The 21771-nt window shown below is 66.5% G+C and carries 6 protein-coding genes and 1 tRNA gene; 4 read left to right on the top strand and 3 right to left on the bottom strand.

Annotation, left to right across the window (positions count from 1 at the left end; genetic code table 11):
- Positions 1-84: 84 nt before the first annotated feature.
- The 3 genes from CGS25_RS17060 to CGS25_RS17050 all read right to left on the bottom strand — a co-directional run bounded on the left by CGS25_RS17060 (position 85) and on the right by CGS25_RS17050 (position 1340).
- Positions 85-172: transfer RNA gene (locus tag CGS25_RS17060), tRNA-Ser, on the bottom strand.
- A gap of 149 nt (positions 173-321) precedes the next feature.
- Positions 322-783, bottom strand: coding sequence for a YiiD C-terminal domain-containing protein (locus tag CGS25_RS17055; protein WP_101676207.1), 462 nt, complete (start codon positions 781-783; stop codon positions 322-324).
- Positions 780-1340: a nitroreductase family protein gene (locus tag CGS25_RS17050; protein ID WP_089031639.1), complete on the bottom strand. Its 561-nt coding sequence runs from the start codon at positions 1338-1340 to the stop codon at positions 780-782. Before CGS25_RS17050 ends, CGS25_RS17055 begins: the two co-directional genes overlap by 4 nt.
- Positions 1341-1479: 139 nt before the next feature.
- Here CGS25_RS17050 and CGS25_RS17045 point away from each other — a divergent pair, with 139 nt between their 5' ends.
- The 4 genes from CGS25_RS17045 (at position 1480) to CGS25_RS17030 (ending at position 21577) form a co-directional block, all read left to right on the top strand.
- Entirely contained in the window at positions 1480-3018 is a 1539-nt protein-coding gene (locus CGS25_RS17045) for an adenylate/guanylate cyclase domain-containing protein (RefSeq protein ID WP_101676206.1), read from the top strand.
- 40 nt (positions 3019-3058) lie between these two features.
- A complete protein-coding gene (locus CGS25_RS17040) occupies positions 3059-4552 on the top strand; it encodes an AbgT family transporter (RefSeq protein ID WP_101676205.1) in 1494 nt (497 codons plus the stop codon).
- Between the two features lie 877 nt (positions 4553-5429).
- On the top strand, positions 5430-7016 hold the full coding sequence (locus tag CGS25_RS17035; protein ID WP_101676204.1) for a ShlB/FhaC/HecB family hemolysin secretion/activation protein: 1587 nt from the start codon (positions 5430-5432) through the stop codon (positions 7014-7016).
- 47 nt (positions 7017-7063) lie between these two features.
- Positions 7064-21577 (top strand): two-partner secretion domain-containing protein, encoded by a 14514-nt coding sequence (locus CGS25_RS17030; protein ID WP_157933864.1) that lies wholly within the window; start codon positions 7064-7066, stop codon positions 21575-21577.
- Positions 21578-21771: the final 194 nt, after the last annotated feature.

The raw sequence follows: 21771 nt of genomic DNA, 5'->3' as shown, positions 1-21771 counted from the left end.
CACCCAGACACGATCCCAAAAGACAATTCCCGCTAAAGCGCGATGAACCAATAAAAAACCCGGCACGAGGCCGGGTTCTTTATTTGGCGGTGAGGGAGGGATTCGAACCCTCGATACGTTTCCGTATACACACTTTCCAGGCGTGCTCCTTCGGCCACTCGGACACCTCACCAAAACTGATTGTGCTTTTGATGCCGTCCGCCGGAGGCCGTTTCCGGGGTTCAGGGGTGAAATCCGCCTGAGGGGCATTCAAGAGGCGCGTAGGGTATCGGAATGGCCGGTGGGGCGCAATATCGGCGCGGTTGGTTGCCGGTTTTGTGGTCAGCCGGCGGTGTACAGGCGCGCCAGGAACTGGCCCTGGTACTCACACACCGTGTGTTGATCCGGGTCGTGGCCGGTGACGGTGACGGCGAGCCGGGCGCGGCCTTTGCGTTGCAGGCCGTCGCGGAAGCGGGCGAGGGCGGTGTCGTCGTCGAGGCGGGCGTGCAGCCGCAGGGCGCCGGTGAGAGGGCGGGTGTAGCGCAACTGGCTGTCCACGGCGACCACGTCGCTGGGGTGGCCGTGGTGCTCGGCGAGCAGGGTGGTCAGGGACCAGCCCGCCAGGGTCACCAGGGCGGCCTGGCTGCCGGCGAAGAAGGTGTTTTTGTCGTTGTGGTTGGGTTCCAGTGGCGCCTGCAGGGTCAGGGTGTCACCGTCGAAGTGCAGATACTCAAAGGCGAGGTGGCGGGTCAGCGGAATGGCGTCGCGGACTTTCCGGGCCAGGGCGGTCAGGTCGGCGCTCATGCGGGCAGGTCTCGAAGGTAGTCGGCGATGTTTTGCTCGGGCAGCGATTTGATCGCGCCGGCCGGGGTGCCCAGGTAGAGAAAGGCGACCACCTGGTCTTTGTCGGTGAATCCTAAGCGTTGTTTGACCGCGGGGTCGTCGGCCATCGCGCCGGTGCGCCACATCGCGCCGATGCCCAGGGCGTGGGCGGCCACCATCATGTTTTGCACGGCGGCGCCCACCGCCAGTACCTGTTCCCAGGCGGGCACTTTGTGGCCTTCGGTGATTTCGGCGACGGCGATGATCACGGTGGGGGCGCGCAGTGCCTTGCCGCGGGCGCTGTCCAGCGCGCAGCGATCGGCGTCGGGCTGCCGGGCCAGAGCCTGCTGCTCCATGATGTCGGCGAGCCCTTGGCGTTGTTCGTCTTGCAGCACGATAAAGCGCCACGGCCGCAGCAGGCCGTGGTCGGGGGCGCGGATCGCGGCGGCCAGAAGCTGCCGCAGTTGCTCTCTATCGGGGCCGGGCTCGGTGAGCCGGGGCACGGAAACACGGGTGCGCAGAGCGGTGAGGGTGTCCATGGGGGCTCCTTATCAAGGCGTGCATTGTAGCGTTCCCGGACGCCGATCTCACGGCCTCCGGTCGCCCGCCGGCGACCTCAGTCTTTTTTCTTAACGCGCAACCGGCTAAGCTCGCCACACACCCCATGGACCCAGGGTTATGACAGCACACAAACCGCGCAGCCGGCGCGTTTATCTCGACCCCATGGAGAGGGCGCGCCGGTGGAGCAACTACATTCGCTTACTGGCTTTCGCGGTGGCGGCTTCGATGCTGTTGGCCGGCGTCGCCCTGCATTTGTATCCGTCGCATTACCTGCTGATCGCCGCCGGTCTGCTCGGTTATCCGCTGTTGATACAGACGTTGATGACGGTCGCCGAGAAGCGCGATTGGCGGCTTGACCGTTGGCAGGCGCTGTTGGTGCAACTGGACGCGGCGATCATCGGAGTCGGCGCCGCGGCGCTGCATTTCGCCATCATCCCCGGCCTGGTGCTGCTGATCGTTATTCATGCCAACGCCATGAGCAGCGGTGGCCTGCGCACCTGGTTTTTTACCCTGATCAGCACCGCCGCGGGCGCCGCCCTGGCGGCGCTGGCGCTGGGCGTGCCGCCGCAACCCACCAATGCGCCAATCATACTGTCGGTGTTTTCCCTGCTGGGGCTGGGGGTGTATGTGGGGGCCGCCGCGTTCAACGCCAATCAGCAGGCCCGGTTCCTGCGCCTGGCTCAGAGCCGGGTGCGCGAGCAGCAGCAGCAAGCGGTGGAAATGTCCCGCAAGCTTGCCAAATATCTGCCACCGCAGGTCTGGGGGTCGCTGTTTTCCGGCACCCGGGACGCCAAGCTGGAGACCCGGCGCAAGCGGTTGACGGTGTTCTTCTCCGACATCAAGGGGTTCAGCACCATTTCCGAAGAGCTGCCGCTGGACACTCTGACCCGCATTCTCAATACCTATCTCAGCGAGATGACGCGCATCGCGTTACGCCACGGCGGCACCATCGATAAGTTCATTGGTGACGCGATCATGGTGTTTTTTGGTGATCCGAAAAGCGCCGGTGCCCAGGAAGATGCCTACCGCTGCGCCGCCATGGCCATCGAGATGCAACAGCACATGCATCTGTTGCGCCAGCGCTGGAAACGCCAGGGCATTGAGCAAAAACTGGAGATTCGCATCGGCATCAATACCGGCTACGCCACGGTCGGCAACTTTGGCACCGACAGCCGTATGGATTACACCATTCTGGGCACCGACGTGAACCTGGCCAGCCGCTTGGAGTCCGCCTGCCGGCCGGGCAATGTGCTGGTGTCCGAAGCCACCTACGAGCTGATCAAAGACCGCGTGCAGTGCCGCGCGGTGGGCGATATTCAGGTCAAGGGCTTCAACCGCCCGATCCCGGTTTTCGAAGCCCAGGAGTTTAAACGCAACGCCGGTGGCAAACGCCGCTTCGTATCGTTGGAAACACAGGGTTTCGGTCTGCACATGGATCTGGAGCGGATTCAAAGCATCGACAAAAAGCCGATTCTCAAGGCTCTGGCCCGGTCCGCGTCCGAGTTGAAACGCGGCAACCCGGTGGCCCTGGATTTCGAGGCGCAGGGATTCGCCTTGCACGTGGATTCCGAGCGCCTGCGCGCCCGCGAAAAAGAACGGGTGCGGGAGTTGATGGGGCGCGCCGCGCGCAAAATTCAGGAACAGGTTAGAGTGTGATCGCGGAATTCGCGACGCAACACACCATCGGGGGCGATCAATGAACACTGCGAGTCATGGGGGCTGGCTGGCCCGTCTGGAGCGATTGGGCAACCGGCTGCCGCATCCCACTTTGTTGTTTGTCGGGTTGTGTCTGTTGATGCTGCCGCTGAGCGCGTTGCTGGCGGTTACCGGTGTCGGCGCAATTCATCCGGTCAGTGGCGACGCGGTGGCGGTGCGCTCGCTGCTCGACAACGACGGCCTGCGCTATCTGTTCAGCAACATGGTCAGCAACTTCACCGGGTTCGCGCCGCTGGGGGTGGTGCTGGTGGTGATGCTGGGGCTGGGCATCGCGGAACAGGCGGGCCTGCTGGGTGCCACCCTGGCGTCGCTGGTGCGGCGGGCTTCCCCCCGTACCCTGGTGATTACCGTGGCGTTCGCCGCGGTGATGTCGAGCATTGCCTTCGACGCCGGCTACGTGGTGCTGATCCCCCTCGCCGGGCTGCTGTTTCAACTCGCCGGCCGCTCGCCGCTGGCCGGCATCGCCACCGCCTTTGCCGGGGTCTCCGGTGGTTACAGCGCCAACCTTCTGCTGGGGCCGGTGGACGCGGTTCTGGCCGGGCTCTCCACCGAGGCGGCGCACATCGTCGACGCCGACGTCTCGGTGTCCGCCGCGGGCAACTACTGGTTCATCATTGCCTCCACGGTGCTGGTCACCGCGCTGGTGTCGCTGGTAACGGTGCGCATCCCCGAGCCGCGCCTGCTCCGCGAAGGCAGTGGCGGCGAGACCGACGAGCAAGCCGACATTGCCCCGAGCCTGGACCGGCGTGCGCTGCGCTGGACCTTGCTGGTGCTGGCGCTCGGCGTGCTCGCCGTGGCCTGGCTGGCGATTCCCGCCGACGCGCCGCTGCGCAACGCTCAAACCGGCGGCTTGCTGCAGTCTCCGTTTATGTCTTCCCTGGTGGTGTTGATCGCGCTGCTGGCCGGTGCTTGCGGGGCGGTGTACGGGCGTGTCAGTGGCCGCTTCCGCTCCGCCGGTGGCGTGATCGAGGCAATGGAAACCACGATGGCGTCGATGGCCGGTTATCTGGTGTTGATGTTCTTCGCCGCCCAGTTCGTGGCCTGGTTCAATTACAGCCAGCTTGGCCTGGTGCTGGCAGTCAAAGGCGCGGGCTGGCTGGGTGGGTTGGAATTGCCGACGGTAGCGCTGCTGTTGCTGTTCGTGGTGCTCACCGCGTTGATCAACCTGTTGATTGGCAGCGCTTCGGCGAAATGGTCGATCCTGGCGCCGGTCTTCATTCCCATGTTGCTGTTGCTGGGAATCGCCCCGGAGGCCACGCAGGCGGCCTACCGGGTGGGCGATTCAAGCACCAACATCATCACGCCCCTGATGCCCTATTTCGCCTTGGTGCTGGGATTCGCCCGGCGCTATCGCGGTGATACCGGTGTCGGCACGCTGGTGGCGCTGATGCTGCCTTACAGCCTGACTTTGCTGCTCGGCTGGTCAATACTGCTGGGTGTGTGGATCGGCTTTGGCTGGCCGCTGGGGCCGTAGAAACCATCGCTCAGAGACGCCGCTCCGAAACCTGTTAATCCATGCCTCCGGGCGGCGTGATTTGCCGCCCTTGCCGGTTACCCTTGCCGGTCGCCCTTGCCGGTTTCCGGTTAGCTTCCCTCCGATTTCCAACACTTTTTTTACAGAAAATTCTCCGGCCCCGGGTTCTGGCTATGCTTATTGGCTAGGGAATTATCATTAGTTAATTTGTACGCCCATTCTGTAATTTTGTGTACAGGTGTGGGTGCGCTTATCCGCCCGGTCAGGTGCCGGGAGCCGCATGGCCAACCCCTGAAACGCGCTCGGTTAGCCACATGCTCTCGAAATCAAAAAATTGTAGTGCGTGACGGCGCGATACCGGATTGCCCTATCCCGATGCCCTCCTATTTCCCCATCTGAGCTTTTTTAGAAATAGCCTTTTAGGCTTAAGGGCTGTTTGTAAAATATACGATATACCCAGATGAAACGGATTGACCGCCTCGATCCCTTCCAATAAATTCGCCAAAAATGTGAACCAGTTCACTGATGAAAGAATTTTAATATAACGGCAGCCCGAGGATCGGAGGTTGCCGCGGCGGAATGATTGAACACCGTGGGATGCGACGTCGCTGGGGGTCAGCGCGCGCTGTGGGGGTAATCAAAGATGAAGCGTATGTTGATGCGCCGGGTGTCGCCCCGGCGGCGCGCCCCGGTGCGCGCCCATTGCCTCCGTTGTCTTTGCGCACCACTTCGCCAGGTCTCCGGGCCACCCGCCTTTTTCCAATCGTCTTCTCCTATCCGGGTCTCGCGACCCTCTGAGTCTGTGCATATTGCCGCCAATGGTCGCTCCCCGGGCGGGGATCGCCGGCGTCCGGCGTTTTTATTCGGGAAATTGAGTATGAGTAGTCAGGCAGGTTTCGGGCGCCGCACGGCGCTGGCGGTGGCACTGTGGTGCGGTGTCGGCGGGGCAGGGCTGATGGCGGCCATGGCCAGCCATGCCGATCCGGCGGCGGCGCAGGTGTTGGTCAACGGCATCGCATTCGAAGGCAACAGCACCTACAGCAGCCAGGATCTGTCCGGGCTGGTGGCAGCGGAAATCGGCCGGCCGATGACGTTGCTGGAGATTCAGAAGATGGCCGCCGAGGTGGAGCGTTTCTATCACGATGCCGGCTACCCGCTGGTGAAGGTGGTGGTGCCGGCGCAAACCTTCGCCGACGGTCGGCCGGTACGCATGGTGGTGCTGGAAGGTCAGCTCGGGCAGGTCACGGTCAAGGGCAATCGCCGTTTCGACAACGAGCGGGTCGCGGCGGCCCTGCGCGCCGCCGGCGTGGACGCTGGCGAGCCGCTCAAACTCAGCGAAGTGGAACGCGCGCTGACCCGCGTCAACCGCCTTTCGGGCATCACCGCCAGCGCCACCCTGCGCCCCGGTGACCGGCAGGGTTACACCGATCTGCAGGTGGACATCGAGGAAGCGCCGCGGGTCAGCGGCGCCGTGGAGATCAATAACTTCGGCAGCGAGGACACCGGCGAGTACCGGGTGATTCCCAGCATCAAACTGGAGAACCTGAGCGGCCGGGGCGATGGCCTCAACCTGTTGGGCATGAAATCGATCGGTGACGGTGACGCCTACTTCGGCTACCTGGATTACACCACGCCGCTGAACGCGCGCGGCACCAGCCTGCAAGTGTACGGCTCCTCCGGCAACGTCAACATCGGCCGCGAATTCCGGGTGCTGGAAATCGAAGGCGACAGCACCAGCGCCGGTATCGGCCTGATGCAGGATCAGGTGCTCTCCGCGCGCAACGTGCTCACCTACAGCCTGTGGCTGGAAGGCACCGATCTGGAACAGACCATGCTCGGCACAACTGTCGCCGAGGACCAGGTGCGCAAAGTGCGTCTCGGCGTGGGGCTGGATCACAGCGACTTGTTCGGCCGCACCCTGGCGTCCGTGGATGTGCACCAGGGGCTGGGGGAAAACCTCGGCGGCATGGACAACGATTCGGTGGAGTCCAGCCGCAGTTTCGCCGGCGCCGACAACCGCTTCACCAAAATCACCGTGGATCTGACCCGCATTCAGCGCCTCACCTCACGCACCGTGCTGATCCCGCGTCTGTACGGGCAGTACGCCTTCGACCCGCTGGTTTCCAGTGAGCAGTGGGCCATCGGCGGCGTCAACTCGGTGAAAGGCCATTTGCCCTCCGCCTATTCCGGCGACAGCGGCTTCACCGCGTCGCTTGAGGGGCGTTACGACTTGCTTGCCGGTAACGACCGCTACCAGTTGATCGGACAACTCAGCCACGGGCGCCTCTACATCAAGCGGCCGTTCGTGGACCAGGACGACGAGCAGGACATCTCCGGTGTCAGCGTGGGCGTACAGGCACGCCCGGTGGACTCACTGGAAATGCGCCTCGATTGGGGCCTGCCGGTGGGTACCGAAACCGGTGACAACTCCTACATTTACGCTCAGGCGCGCTACCGCTTCTGAGGGGGGGACCCACGGGTCCGGCGAAGATTACTGTGAGTAAAAACATCATGGCACGTAACAAGAAACGTAACGCTTCGGTCGCGGTAGCGGTATCGGTCTCCATCTTTGGTTTCGGGCAGAGCGCGCACGCCGCACCCAGTGGCGGCGAAGTGGTCGCCGGCAACGCCACCATCTCTCAGCAGGCGCTTGAGACGCTGATCAACCAGACCTCATCGAAGGCGGTGATCAACTGGCAGGATTTCAGCATCGATCCCGGCGAGCTGGTGAAATTCATTCAGGAAAGCCAGAGCGCGGTGACATTGAACCGGGTCACCGGCGGCACCGTATCGCAGATCAAGGGGGCGCTCACCGCCAACGGCAATATCTTCCTGATCAACCCCAACGGCATCGTCTTCGGCGCCACCGCCCAGGTCGACGTGGCGGGGCTGATCGCCACCACCTTCGACATCGCCGATCAGGATTTCATGGACGGCAAGTTCAACTTCAGCGGCGAGATGATGAGCAATGCCAGCATCCGCAACGAGGGCGAGCTGAAAGTCGGTGACGGCGGTTTCGTCTATCTGATCGCGCCCAACGTGGAGAACACCGGCCACATCATCGCCAACGTCGGCACCGTGGCGCTGGGCGCCGATGGCAACTACGCCATCGACCTGCAAGGCAGCGGCCTGATCAAGTTCGCGGTGTCGGAAGCAACCCTGACCTCGGCCACCAGCGGTGTCACCAACAGTGGCACCATCGAAGCCGGCCACGTACTGCTTTCTGGCAGCCAGACCAGCGACGTGATCTCCTCGGTGGTCAACACCGGCGAAATCACCGCGGCGACCAGCCTGACCCTGCAAGGCTCCAGCGTGGACAACCACGCCGGCACCCTGGCGCTGGACGTCAAATCCGGCGACAGCCATGACCAGATCACTCTGCAAAGCGACGCCCCGGCGAGTTCCGGTACCGTCGACTTCCAGGGCAACAGTCTGAGCACCAGCGGCAACGTGAATGGCACCATCAAGGTGACCAATTCCACCGGCGGCGTGACGCTCAACAACGCCGACGTGGATGGCAACCTGATCGTCACCGCCGCCGGCGGCATCGACGGGGCCGGCAATGTCGACGGCGACGCCCGTGCCGATCACCTGAGCCTCAACACCACCGTGGACGGCGCCGGCATCGGCGGCGAAAACAACCCGCTGCGGATCGACGCGGACACCCTCAGCGCCAGCGCCAGCAGCGGCCATATCGTGATCTCCGACACCGCCGGTGACGTTGCCCTGGTGCGTGTCAGCACCGGCGACACCAGCGCCGAGGCGGGCCGGCGCGCCATCATCAAAGCCGAGGCCGGTGACCTGACCGGCGTCGCCGGTGGCGAGCCGAACGTGCAGGCCTGGGCCACCAACCTGCAGGCCGATGGCGACATCGGCAGCGCCGGCCAGGCGGTCACCACCGCCGTGGACGTGCTCAGCGCCTCCACCCAGGACGGCGGCATCCACATCAACGACGTGGACGGCGAACTGGTGGTCAACTCGGTGAGCGCCGGCGAGCGCATCACCCTGGGCGGCCAGACCGTGTCGTCCGGCGCGATCAGCAACGGTGACGGCGAAGTCACCCTGAGCAACGGCGCCACCGGCAGCCACGATGTGTCGATCGGCGCCGAGGGCAACATGGTTCTCGCCGGTGCCGTCAACGCCACTGGCGATCTCAGTCTCGAATCCCGCGACGGCGCCCTCTACACCGCCGGCGACAACGTCTTGCTCACCGGCCGTGAATTGACCCTCAACGCCGCCGGGGCGGTCGGTCAGCAGGGCGTCGGCGCACTGAAAACCCAGAGCAACCGCATCAACGCGCACTCCGGCGAAAACGGCGTTTACCTTTCCGAGGGGCTTGGCCTGACGGTGGGCTCGATCATCGCCGAAGGCGATAACAACAACGTCGAAGTCAGCGCCACCCAGGGCGACATCACGCTGGGCAACGTCACCGCCACCGGTGGTGACGTCACCGCCAGCGCCGGCCAGGGCGCGATTAAGGGCGATGGCTCGCTGCTCAATGTCGAAGCGGACTCGCTGACCCTGAACGCCAAAGGCGCGATTGCCTCCGCCGCCGACCGGCTGCGCACCGACGTGCACACCCTCACCACCGTGACCGGCACCAACCTGGTGGGCACCTACGTGGCCAACCTGGGCCCGCTGGAACGGCTCGACGTGACCACCCTGGACGGCAACGTATCGGTCAGCGACAGCGACGGCACCCTGGCGTTCACCGGCAGCGACGACGCCCTGACCGTGCAGCGCTCGGGCCAGGGCATGGATCTGGATTTCACCAACAACGCCGGCGGCCTGGTGCTCACCGGCCTGGCTCTGCAAGGCCACGATGTTTCGCTCACCGCCAGCGGCGGCATTAGCGATACCGCTGGCGTGCTCAGCGCCGACAGCGCCCGCCTGGACGCCGGCAAGGGCATTGACCTGACCACCAACGTGGATGATCTGGATGCCGCCGCCGCCAATGGCGACATCGACATCGACAACAGCGCCCACACCGGCACGCTCACCGTCAACGCCGACGCCGACCGCGTCAATGGCGACGGCGACGTGCGCATTACCCAGGGCGGCGATTTGCGGGTCGGCCAGGTGCAAGCCACCGGCACCGTTTCCCTGTCCGCCGAGGGCAGCGTTAACGGCAATGGCGATGGCTACGCGGTGATCGCCAAAAACCTGGATGTGCGCGGCACGGGCATCGGCAGCGAGAGCACGCCGTTCGCCACCAATGTGGACGGCAACCTGTTCGCCAACGCCGGCGCCAGCAGCCTGTTCCTGAGCAACCTGGGCTCGCTCACCCTGCTCGGCGCCGAGGCCGACGGCGACATCACCGTGACCCAGAATGGCGACGCCATTCTCGACACCCTGAAGGCCGGTGGCGACGTGGTGTTTTCCGCCAGTGGCCGGGTCAGCGATGGCAACGGCGACGGCCTCAACATCAGCGCGCAAAGCCTGACCATGAACGCCCAACAAATCGGCCAGCGCGATGGCGTCACCGATGCGCTGGAACTGAACGTCGACGAACTGATGCTGGACGTCAGCAACGGCGGCATCTTCGTGCGCAATCTCAACGGCGCGCCGTTGAATCTGGTGCGCGCCAATGCCGCCGGTGGTGACATCGACATCGCCACCGCCGGTGACCTTGATCTGGGCACCGTGAAAGCGGCGGGCAACACGGTCACGCTGACCAGCGGTGGCGCCATCGAAGACGCCCGGCCGAACGGTTCTAGCACCGCCAATGTGCAAGCCAAACGGGTCAACATCAGCGGCGAGGACGGCGTCGGCGAAAACGGCGCCCTGTCCCTGGACGTGAACTACCTGTCGGTGACCGGCGGCGACGGCGACGTCAACGCGGTCAACATGGGCGCGGTGGCGGTGGACAGCGACAGCCTGGTGGGCAAGGGCGCCTCCGGGGTCACCATTGTCGCCACCACCATCACCATCCTGGACAACAACGGCGGTCTGATCACGCTGGACGGCGGCAAGCTCGTGCTCACCGCCACCAACGGCAACATCGTATTTCTTAACCAGGACGACACCATCATGCTGCCCGGCGGCGGCAGCATTACCCTCACCGCCCGCGCCGACGCGGACCATGAGGGTTACAACGGCAACATCATCACCGGCAACCTGATCACCCAGGGCGGCGACATCACCCTGGACGCGGACACCAACATCACCCTGGGCATGCTCGACACCGGCGGCACCGGCGATGTTTCCGTGACCGCCCGCCACGGCGTGATTCTGGATGGCAACGGCAGCGACGCCAACATCCGCGGCGACCACGTCACTCTGGTCGCCAACACCCCCAGCCTGCGCGATGCGGAAATCGTACGAGACACGGCGATCGCCGATTACGCCGGCCGGGTGGCGGAACTGAACGCCAAGATCCTGCAGCTCGAAGTGCTTGAGCAACAGCTGCAGGCCTACATCACCATGCTGAAAACCGCCATCGTTCAGCAGGGCATCACCCAGCACAATCAGAACGTTACCCAGTCCCAGGTCGATTCGTTGAGCGCGCAAGTGGCCTCCGCCGAAACCACGCTCAACGCGCTGGCCACCGCCCTCAGCGTGGCCACCGTGGTGCGCAACGCCGTTGCCATCGGCGCCGGTGCCGCCCAGGCGATTCCGTTCAGCGGTGACGCCGGCGCCGACGCCGCCTTCGCCGTGGTTGACCTGGCGTTGTCCGCCGCCGATACCGCGCTGGACAGCTACGAGCGTTATTCCTTCTCGCCGCTGGTCGATGAACTGAATGAACTGTTCAACGATCTGGACGTGGCCAAGGCATTCAATCAGGACGCCATTTCCAACGTTCAGACCTACACCAACCTGCGCAACACCCTGCAAGTGTCCCGCGACATGGCGGACCAGTCGGTGTTCAACGCGCAGGTCGCCCGCGACGCCAGCGAAGCGCTGCGTGAGCAGGCGATTGGTGCCTACGATCAGAACCAGGACATCGACTTCTCAGTGGACAAGCCGCTGGGCGTGGAAGCCAACCGCCTGGACATCGGCACCACCAGCGGGCGCGCCATCAACAGCGCCGTCTACCTGGAGTCGAACGGCTCACTGGGCCTCGGCGACATCGAATCCATCGGTGAGATCCGCGTGCAAAACGTGGCCGGCGACATCAGCGTGGTCGGCGAGGTGATCAGCCCGTCGCTGATCACCCTGCAGGCCGACGGCGCGGTTCGTGGCATCGGCGGCACCTGGGTGAACGGCGTCTGGACGCCGAGCGCCGGCCAGCTCAATGCGCCGCTGATCGCGGTGCGCGCGGGTGAGAATATCGGCAGCGATGAAGATGTCCTGCACACCAACACCTCTGAAATCGCCGCCAACGGCGGCGACGGCGACGTCTATATCGTCAACGACAACGGCGGTGACGAACTGGTGGTGGGCACCGTCGACGGCGTCAGCGGCGTGCAAAGCGACGGCGACATCGGCATCAAAAACAGCGGCGACCTGCGTCTGAAAACCCAGATCCGCGATACCGATCTCGACAGCGAGAACAACACTTACCTGGTTGCCGCGGGCCGCATTGTTGATGACAACGGCGAGACCCTCAACGTCACCGCCCACGATCTGTACTTCCAGGCCGGCGGCGACGTCGAACTGGACACCGCCGTGGACCGTCTGGTGGACGGTGAGGTCACCGGCGAAGGCGACATCACCGTGCGCGACCAGGGCGACCTGAACATCGTCGATCTGGCCACCGCCGACGGCGCCATCAGCGTCAGTGCCACCGGCGCCATGTTGCTGGAAACCCTGGCCGCCGGCGGCGACCACGGCGACATCACCTTGAGCGCCGGCGGCGACATCGACGACGACCAGGACAACGACACCCACCTCAGCGGCAAGGCCCTGACTCTCACCGCCACCGGCGGTAGCATCGGCGCCACCGGTGACAATCAGCACCGCGCGCTGGACACCCGCGTCGACAGCGTCACCGCCAGCGCCGACGGCGAAGTAAACCTGGACGACAGCGACGACCTGGACGTAACCCGCGTCGCCACCAGCACCGGCGACGTCACCCTGACCAGCCAGAGCGGCGATCTGCACCTGGGTGAAGTGCGCACCGACGGCGATGGCAACACCATCACCTTGCAAGCCGCCGGCGCCATTGACGCACTCAACGACGCCGACAGCACCGCCGAACTGCACGCCAGCAATCTGGCCCTGCGCGCTGGCAACGGCATCGGCGCCGCCGACCAGTCGCTGCTGGTGGAAGCCAGTGCCCTGGAAGCGGACGCCGGCAGCGGCGGCCTGTACCTCACCGACCGCAACAACGACCTGACCATTGGCGGCGTCACCCCGAACCTGGGCCTGCCGGCATTGAGCGGCCTGGACGCCAACGGCGATATCCGTGTGGATGTCACCGACGGCAGCCTCACCGTCAACGAAGACATTACTCAGACCGGCGACGGCGACACCCGCCTGACCAGCAGCGGCAGCCAGACCTACTACGCCTCCCTGGACGCCGCCGGCGACGCCACTCTGAGCGCCGGCACCGACCTCACCGTCCACGGCCACCAGTTGCACGCCGATGGAGACCTGAATGCCAGCGCCGTCACCGGTAATCTGCTGGCCACGGACTGGACCGCCCTGAGCAGCGGCCAGGACATGACGCTGAGCGCCGGGCAGGACGCCACCATTCAGTCCGCCACGCTGGCCGCCGACCGGGATCTGAGTGTCACCGCCGACCAGGGCACCACGGCCATCACCGTGGAAGCCTCCGCCAGTGCCGGCCGCGACCTGACGCTGGCCTCCAACGGCGCCGATGTGTTCGTCAACAACTTCGCCAGCGCCACCGCCAACGGCGATGTCACCCTGCACGCCAAAAACAAGGTGGGCATCGACCACGGCGGTAGCGTCACCGCGCAAACCGGCGACCTGGACATCACCGCCGACGACGGCGACGTGGTCATCGCCGGGGCCAGCGCCAGCGCCGGCGGCGATCTCTCCGCCGACGCCGGTCTGGCGCTCCAGGTGGACAACAGCACCGCCAGTGCCGGCAATGACGTCACCCTGACCGCCGGCACCGACGTCAGCGTCACCAATGGCGCCACCGTCGACGCCGGCGGCGACCAGAGCGTGACCGGCAGCGCCGGCGACATCACCGTCACCAACAGCGCCCTCACCGCCGACGGCGACCTGGACCTGCTGGCCGGTGGCCTGATCCAGTTGAGCAGCGCCAACCTGAGCAGCGGCGTGGCGCCGCTGGTCACCTTCGCACCGGCGCCGACGCCGCGCATCGGCGACCTGACCCTGACCGCCAACACCGGTGACATCGTTCTCACCAACGGCACCCGTCTGCAGTCCACCGGCGACGCCACCCTGGACGCCCAGGCCGCCGCCATTGAAGTGAACAACGGCAGCAGTGTCACCGCCGCCACCGACGTCACGCTCAGCGCCCACACCGACATCGCTCTGAGCGGCGGCGCCAACCTGACGGCCAGCGCCGGTGATCTGGCGATGACCGGCACCGAGGGCGACATCAGCCTGAACTCGGCCACCGTCATTGCCGGTGGCGAACTGACCGGCACCGCCGGCCAGGGCATCATCCTGACCGACGGCAGCCACGCCCGGGCCGGTAGCGACCTGTCCCTGGCCGCCCAGGGCGCGGATCTGACCCTGGATAACGGCAGCGACGCCACCGCCGCCCGCGACCTGGCGATGGCGGCCAAAGGCAGCGTAACGCTGGACCACGGCGCCTTCGCCGAGGCCACCAGCGGCGATCTTTCGCTGACCGCCACCGACGGTGACATCACGCTGACCAACAGCGCCCACGCGAGCGCCGCCGGCGAACTGACCGGCACCGCCGGGCAGGGCATCACCGCCACCAACGGTGCCTATCTGCAGGCCGGCACCGACCTCTCCCTGGATGCCCAGGGCGCGGATCTGACCCTGGATAACGGCAGCCGTGCCAGCGCCGCCGCTAACCTGACGATGGCGGCCAAAGGCAGCGTAATGCTGGACCACAGCGCCTTTGCCGAAGCCACCGCCGGCGACCTTTCGATCACCGCCACCGACGGCGACGCCGCGCTTTCCCACGGCGCCCATGTCACCGCCGGCGGTACCCTCACCGCCCACGCCGGCGACAACATCACCCTGACCGACGCCTTCGCCACCAGCGGCGCCCACGACATGGATGACCCGGCACCGGCCCAGCAAGACGCCGGCATGACGCTGACCGCCGACCAGGGCGACCTCACCCTGACCCGCAGCCAGGCGCAATCCGGCGGCGATCTGACCGGCAGCGCCGGCCAGAACATCGGCCTCACCGATGCCAACGCCACGGCAGCGGGCACGGCAACGTTGACCGCCGGCACCGATGAAGACCTCGGTGGCGAAGCGGACATCGCCCTGGCCAACAGCCACGTCGCCGCCAACGGCGGCGACGCCACCCTGAGCGCCGCCGACGGCATCAGCCTGCAAGGGGCGTCCACCGTGGTGGCCCGGGACAACCTGAGCGCCGACGCGCAAGCCGGCGACCTGACCCTGATCCAGAACAGTACCCTGGCCGCGCAAACCGGCCAGATGGATCTGGACGCGGGCAACGCCGTGGCCTTCACCGACTCCAGCGCCACCGCCGCCACCTCCATGACCCTCGACGCCACCGACGCCGGCATCACGCTGAACAACAGCCACGCCACCGCCGGCACCGATCTGTCCCTGGACGCCGGCACCGACATCACCCTGACCCACAGCGACGACCCGGACACCACCGGCAGCACGCTCACCGCGCAAACCGGCGACCTGAGCCTTAACGCCGGTGACAACATCGCCCTGGACAGTGCCTCCAGCGGCACCGCCCACGGTGACGTGACCGCCAACGCGGAGCAGGGCGACCTGACCGTGATCGAGCAGAGCAAGCTGCTGGCGCAAACCGGCAAAATGGATCTGGACGCCGGCAACCGGGTCGCTGTCACCGACAGCACCCTGCACGCCGCCACCGATCTGACCGTGGACGCGGCCGCCGCCGACATCGCGCTGCAAAGCAGCCACGCCACCGCCGGGGATAACCTGGCGATGACCGCCGGCACCGACGTCACCCTGACGGAAGGTTCCAGCGCCGACGCCACCGCGGGCGATCTGGCGATGACCGCCAGCGCCGGTGATGTGCGACTGACCGACAGCAGCACCAGCGCCGCCGGCACTCTGGATCTGAGCGCCAGCGAGACGGTCGCCATCACCCGGGGCTCCGCCTCCTCCGGTGGTGATCTGACCCTGACCGGCAGCGAGGGCGACATCACCGTAACCAGTGGCCTGCTCTATACCGGTGGCATTCTCGACGCCCACGCCGGTGACAACCTCACCCTGACCGACGCCCTGGCGATCAGCGGCGCCCACGCCCCGGGTGACCCGGCACCGGCCTGGCAAGACGCCGGCATGACGCTGACCGCCGACCAGGGCGACATCACCCTGACTCGCAGCCAGGCGCAATCCGGCGGCGATCTGACCGCCAGCGCCGGCCAGAACATCGGCCTCACTGATTCCAACGCCACGGCAGCGGGCAGCGCCACGCTCACCGCCGGCACCGACGAAGAGAACGGCAGCGAAGCGGACATCGCCCTGGACAACAGCCACGTCACCGCCAACGGCGGCGACGCCACCCTGACCGCCGCCGACGGCATCGGTCTGCAAGGGGCGTCCACCGTGGTGGCCCGGGATAACCTGAGCGCCGACGCGCAAGCCGGCGACCTGACCCTGATCCAGAACAGCACCCTGGCCGCGCAAACCGGCCAGATGGATCTGGACGCCGGCAACGCCGTGGCCTTCACCGACTCCAGCGCCACCGCCGCCACCTCGATGACCCTCGACGCCAGCGACGCCGGCATCGCGCTGAGCAACAGCCATGCCACCGCCGGCACCGATCTGTCCCTGGACGCCGGCACCGACATCACCCTGACCGACAGTGAAGCGCCGCTCTCCACCGGCAGCACCCTGGTGGCCGAGTCCGGCAATCTGAGCCTGGACGCCGGTAACAACATCCACCTGGACAGCGCCTCCAGCGGCGTCGCCCACGGTGATGTGACCGCCGACGCCGAAACCGGCGACCTGACGGTGATCGAGCAGAGCAAGCTGCTGGCGCAAACCGGCAAAATGGATCTGGACGCCGGCAACCGGGTCGCTGTCACCGACAGCACCCTGAACGCCGCCACCGATCTGACCGTGGACGCGACCGCCGCCGACATCGCGCTGGACAACAGCCACGCCACCGCCGGTGACAATCTGTCCATGACCGCCGGCACCGACGTGACCCTGGTGAACGGCTCCCACGCCGACGCCAACAGTGGCGATCTGGCGTTCACCGGCAGCGCCGGTGACGTCGCGCTCACCGACAGCGTCGCCACCGCCCACGGCACGCTGAATCTGAGCGCCGGCGAGAACGTCGGCCTGACCCGCTCCAGCGCCACCTCCGGCGACCACATGACGCTCACCGGCAGCGCCGGCGACGTCACGCTGGCGCAGAGCCAGGTGACCAGCAGCGCTGGCGATCTCACCGCTAAGGCCGGCCAGAACCTGGCCATGACCGACGCCAACGCCACCGCCAGCGGCAAGGTGACCCTCGCCGCCGGCACCGACGAAGAAAGTGGCGCCGACGCGGACCTGACCCTGGACAACAGCCACGTCAACGCCAACGGCGGCGACGCCATCCTGAGCGCGGCCGGCAGCATCGGCCTGCAACGGGCCTCCACCGTGGTGGCCCGGGACAACCTGAGCGCCGACGCCCAGGCCGGCGACCTGACCCTGATCGGCGCCAGCCTGCTCAACGCCCAGACCGGCTACATGGATCTGCACGCCGGGCAGGGCGTGGCGATCACCGACAGCACCCTGGTCGCGGCCACCGATCTGAGCGTGGACGCCGACGGCGCCGACATCGCCCTGGATAACAGCCACGCCACCGCGCAAAGCGGCGACGCCACGCTCACCGCCGCGGACAGCATCAGCCTGGAACAGGCCTCGATGCTCACCGCCCACGGTGATCTCAGCGCCGACGCCCAGGCCGGTGACCTGACCCTGGACGGCAACAGCACGCTGACCGCGCAAACCGGCGCTATGGATCTCGATGCTGGCAACGCGGTGGTCTTCACCGACGCCAGCGCCACCGCCGCCCAGGCGATGACCCTCGACGCCAGCGCCGCCGGCATCACGCTCAACAACAGCCACGCCACCGCCGGCACCGATCTCGCCCTGGATGCCGGCACCAACATTACCCTTACCAACAGCGAAGCGCCGGGCGCCACCGGCAGCAGCCTGTCCGCGCAGACCGGTGATCTGAGCCTTGCCGCCGGCGGCAACATCGCCCTCAGCAGCGCCTCCAGTGGCGCGGCGGCTGGCGACCTCACCGCCAACGCGGAAGCCGGTGACCTGACGGTGATCGAGCAGAGCTCGCTGACCGCCCAGACCGGCCAGATGGATCTGGACGCCGGCAACCGCGTCGCGGTAGCCGACAGCGTGCTCAGCGCCGCCACCGCCCTGACCGTGGACGCCGCCGCCGCCGACATCGACCTGGACAACGCCAGCGCCACCGCCGGCACCGACCTGTCGATGACCGCCGCCACCGACGTGACCCTGGACGGCTCCACCGTCGAAGCCACCGCTGGCGATCTGTCGCTGACCGGCACCGACGGCGACGTGGCCGTGACCGGCAGCAGTGTTGAGGCCGGTAACGACCTGAGCGCCGATGCCGGCAACGACATCGCCGTGACCGACAGCACCGCCACGGCCGCCGCCAACATCGATCTGCACGCCGGCAACGGCGTGGCGATGTCTGGCAGCGACGCCGACGCGGGCGCCGCCATCACGGTGACCGCCGACGCCGCTGACATCGACCTGGACAACGCCAGCGCCACCGCCGGCACCGACCTGTCGATGACCGCCGCCACCGACGTGACCCTGGACGGCTCGAATGCCGAAGCCACCACCGGCGACCTGTCGCTGACCGGCACCGACGGCGATGTGATGCTCACCGACAGCCTCGCCATCGCCGCAAACGACCTGAGCGTTGATGCAGGGGCGAACGTCGGCCTGACCGACAGCACCGCTCTCGCACAGCGTCATCAGAACGTGACCGCCGGCGACAACGTGGTTCTTGAGGGCAGCGCCCTGGTCGCTAACGGTGGCGATCTGACCGTAACCGCCGACACCGGCGACATCGACCTGGCAGACCTCAGCCAGGCCTTTGCGAACGGCGAGCTGACCGCCACCGCCGGCAACAACGTGACGCTCACCGACTCGCAGGCCGGGGCTTCCAACGGCAAGCTGGTGGTGACCGCCACCGAGGGCGATCTGGCGCTCACCGACAGCGGCCTGACCGCCGGTGATGCGCTGACCGCCAGCGCCGCCGGCGACATCATCGGCAGCAAAGGCAACGCCTTCGCCGGTACCGATCTCGATCTGCACGCGGGCAACGGCGTGGCGCTGACCGACATTGATCTGCACGCCGGCCAGGCCATGACGGTGACCGCCGACGCAGCCGATATCATGCTCGATGACAGCCGCGTCATCGCGTCCACCGATCTCACCCTCGACGCCGCCGGCAACATTAAGCTCACGGACACCGGCGACGACGACGGCGTCGGCAGCGACATCACCGCGATTAACGGTGACCTGAGCCTGACCGCCGGCGACAGCATTGTGCTGGACAGCGCCTCCCACGGCTTCGGCCACGGCAACGTGACCGCCAACGCCGAAAGCGGTGATCTGACCGTGATCGAGCAGAGCACGCTGCGCGCCGACACCGGCAACCTGGATCTCGACGCCGGCCAAAGCGTTGTCGTTGACAATGGTCTGCTGCTCGCTCACACCGATCTCGATATCACCGCCGGCGATGACGTAACCCTCACCGATACCACTGCCAAGGCCGCTACCGGCGCCCTGGCGATCGACGCCGACGGCGATGTGCGACTGGGCAACACGCGCACCCAAAGCGAGGGTGACCAGAGCGTGCGCGCCGGTGGCGAAATCGCCATGAGCGACGGCAGCGAAATGGTGACCGAAAGTGATCTGATCCTGCAGGCCGGTGGCGACATCGCCATCACCCGTCTGCAGGCTCAGGGTGACGTATCGGTGACCAGCGACACCGGTGGCATCAGCGCCGATCCGGCGGAGGCCGAGCACATTCAGGGCCAGAACCTGTTCATCAGCGCCGCCAAGAGCGTCGGTTCCGCGCTCTCCGGCCTGAAGACCCGGGTCGGGACTCTGTACGCCAACCTCACCGGCAGCGGCGACCTTTATATGGATGAGGCGGATGCCTTGACCGTGAAGGGCGTGCAACTGGCGGACGGCGATGCCCACCTCACCACCGGTGGCGATCTTGACATCGAGGCCCTGCAAGTTAATGGCGACACGGTGCTGAACAGCGCCGGCCACATCAGTACCGGTGACACCGGCCTGGTGCGCGCCGACGATCTGAACGCCACTGCGGTGGACGGCATCGATCTGAACGCCGAGCTGGACAGCGCCACGCTGGCGGTGACCGGCGATGGCCGGCTCGACCTGCTCAACCAGGGCGACCTGCGTCTCGACGGCGCCAGCACCGCGAACGGCGACATCGACGTGGCGGTGCGTGGCGACCTCGGCGTGGGCGAGGTGTCCGCGGCCGGTGAGCACGATGTTCAGCTCGCCACCAGCGGCGCCATGAACGCCGCCGGCGCCGGTTCCATCGACGCCCGCAACGTGGAGCTTTACGCCACCGACGGCCTGGGCGCGGACGCAGCCCTGAACCTGAGCGCTGATCGCCTGACCGCCATCACCACCGGCGGCGACGTGATGCTCAATCAGAGCGGTTCTGTAGCGCTTGAGAACGTCCGCACCGGTGCCGGCGACATCGGCATCGCGGTGACCGGCGGCGACGCCACGCTGGGCAACGTGCAGGCCAGCGGCGACGTCAGCCTGACCGCCACCGATGGCGCGCTGTTCAACGACACCGACGACACCAACAAGGTGCGCGGGATCAAGGTGACGCTGGCGTCCGCCAACGGCATCGGCAGTGACGACAACGCCCTGGATACCCGTGCCAGCCAGCTCGATGCCAGCGTCACCGGCAGCGGCGGCCTGTACGTGGACGAGCAGGACGGCTTGTCCGCCCTTAACGCCCGTACCGCCAACGGCGACATTCGCGTTAGCACCAGCACCGGCAACCTGACCATCGATCAGGTTCAGGCACTGAGCCCGGGCAACGCGGTGATGCTGTTCGCCAACGCCGGCGCCATCCTGGATGGCAACGGCGACGCCGACAACATCATTGCCAGCCTGCTGGCGCTGAGCGCCGGCCAGGGCATCGGCCGCGCCAGCGACCCGCTGGACGTGACCGTTTCCACCCTGGCCGCCGACGGCGGCAACGGCGGCGTGTACATCAATAACGGCGGCAGCGATCCGCTGCACCTGGGCACCGTGGCCGGCGTCAGCGGCATTCATGGCGAGGGCGATGTGTACCTGAACACCGCCGGCGACCTGGACGTTAACGATGACGTCACCGGCAACGGCGACGTCAGTCTGCTGGCCGGCGGCGATCTCAACCAGAACGGCGACCTCCACGCCAACAGCAACATCCTGGTGAGTGGCGGCGGCGACGTCACCATGGGCGCCGGCACCGAAACCCGCAGCAACCGTGGCGAGGTCAGCTACCAGGCCGGGCAGACCCTGGTGATCAACACCATCGACACCCGCTCCGGTCTGGCCGGTGGCACCATCAACCTGCAGTCGCGGGAGATGCACAGCATCGCCAGCGGCCCCGGTTCATTGCAGGCCGATCAGGTCAATGTGCGTGTGCCGGGCTTTGGCCGAGGCGAGTTCGAGACACTGATGGAAGGCTCCAGCGCCCGTTCCCGTTTCAGCCTCAACGACCGCGCCGCCGGTGGTGAAGTCACCCGGGACGTGCGCTTTATGCAAGACGCCATTTCACCGCCGGGGCTGTCCTTCGGTGAGTCTCCGCGCCTGGGCATGCTGCCCGCCGCGCTCTATCAACCGGTGACCAGCACCGGCTACGGCTTCCAGCACGACAGCGACAGCGAGGAGTGGCACTTCAACCCTTGATTCGTTTGTTTGCCCATCCGTTTTGACGATCTGGCCCGGCTTCCCGCCGGGCTTTTTTTGTGTGGGCGTTGCCAAGGCGTCGCTCGAGAGCGACGCGCACGTTCACAGGATTCGTAAGAGAGGCCAGCCGGCGTTCCAGCCGCAAGCGGTTGGTCTTGCCGGTGGGTACGTCAGCCTGGCACCAGCCAGGCACC

Source organism: Alloalcanivorax mobilis (genome assembly GCF_002864685.1).
Classification (GTDB): Bacteria; Pseudomonadota; Gammaproteobacteria; order Pseudomonadales; family Alcanivoracaceae; genus Alloalcanivorax; species Alloalcanivorax mobilis.
This window is presented reverse-complemented; position numbering and strand designations above follow the sequence as displayed.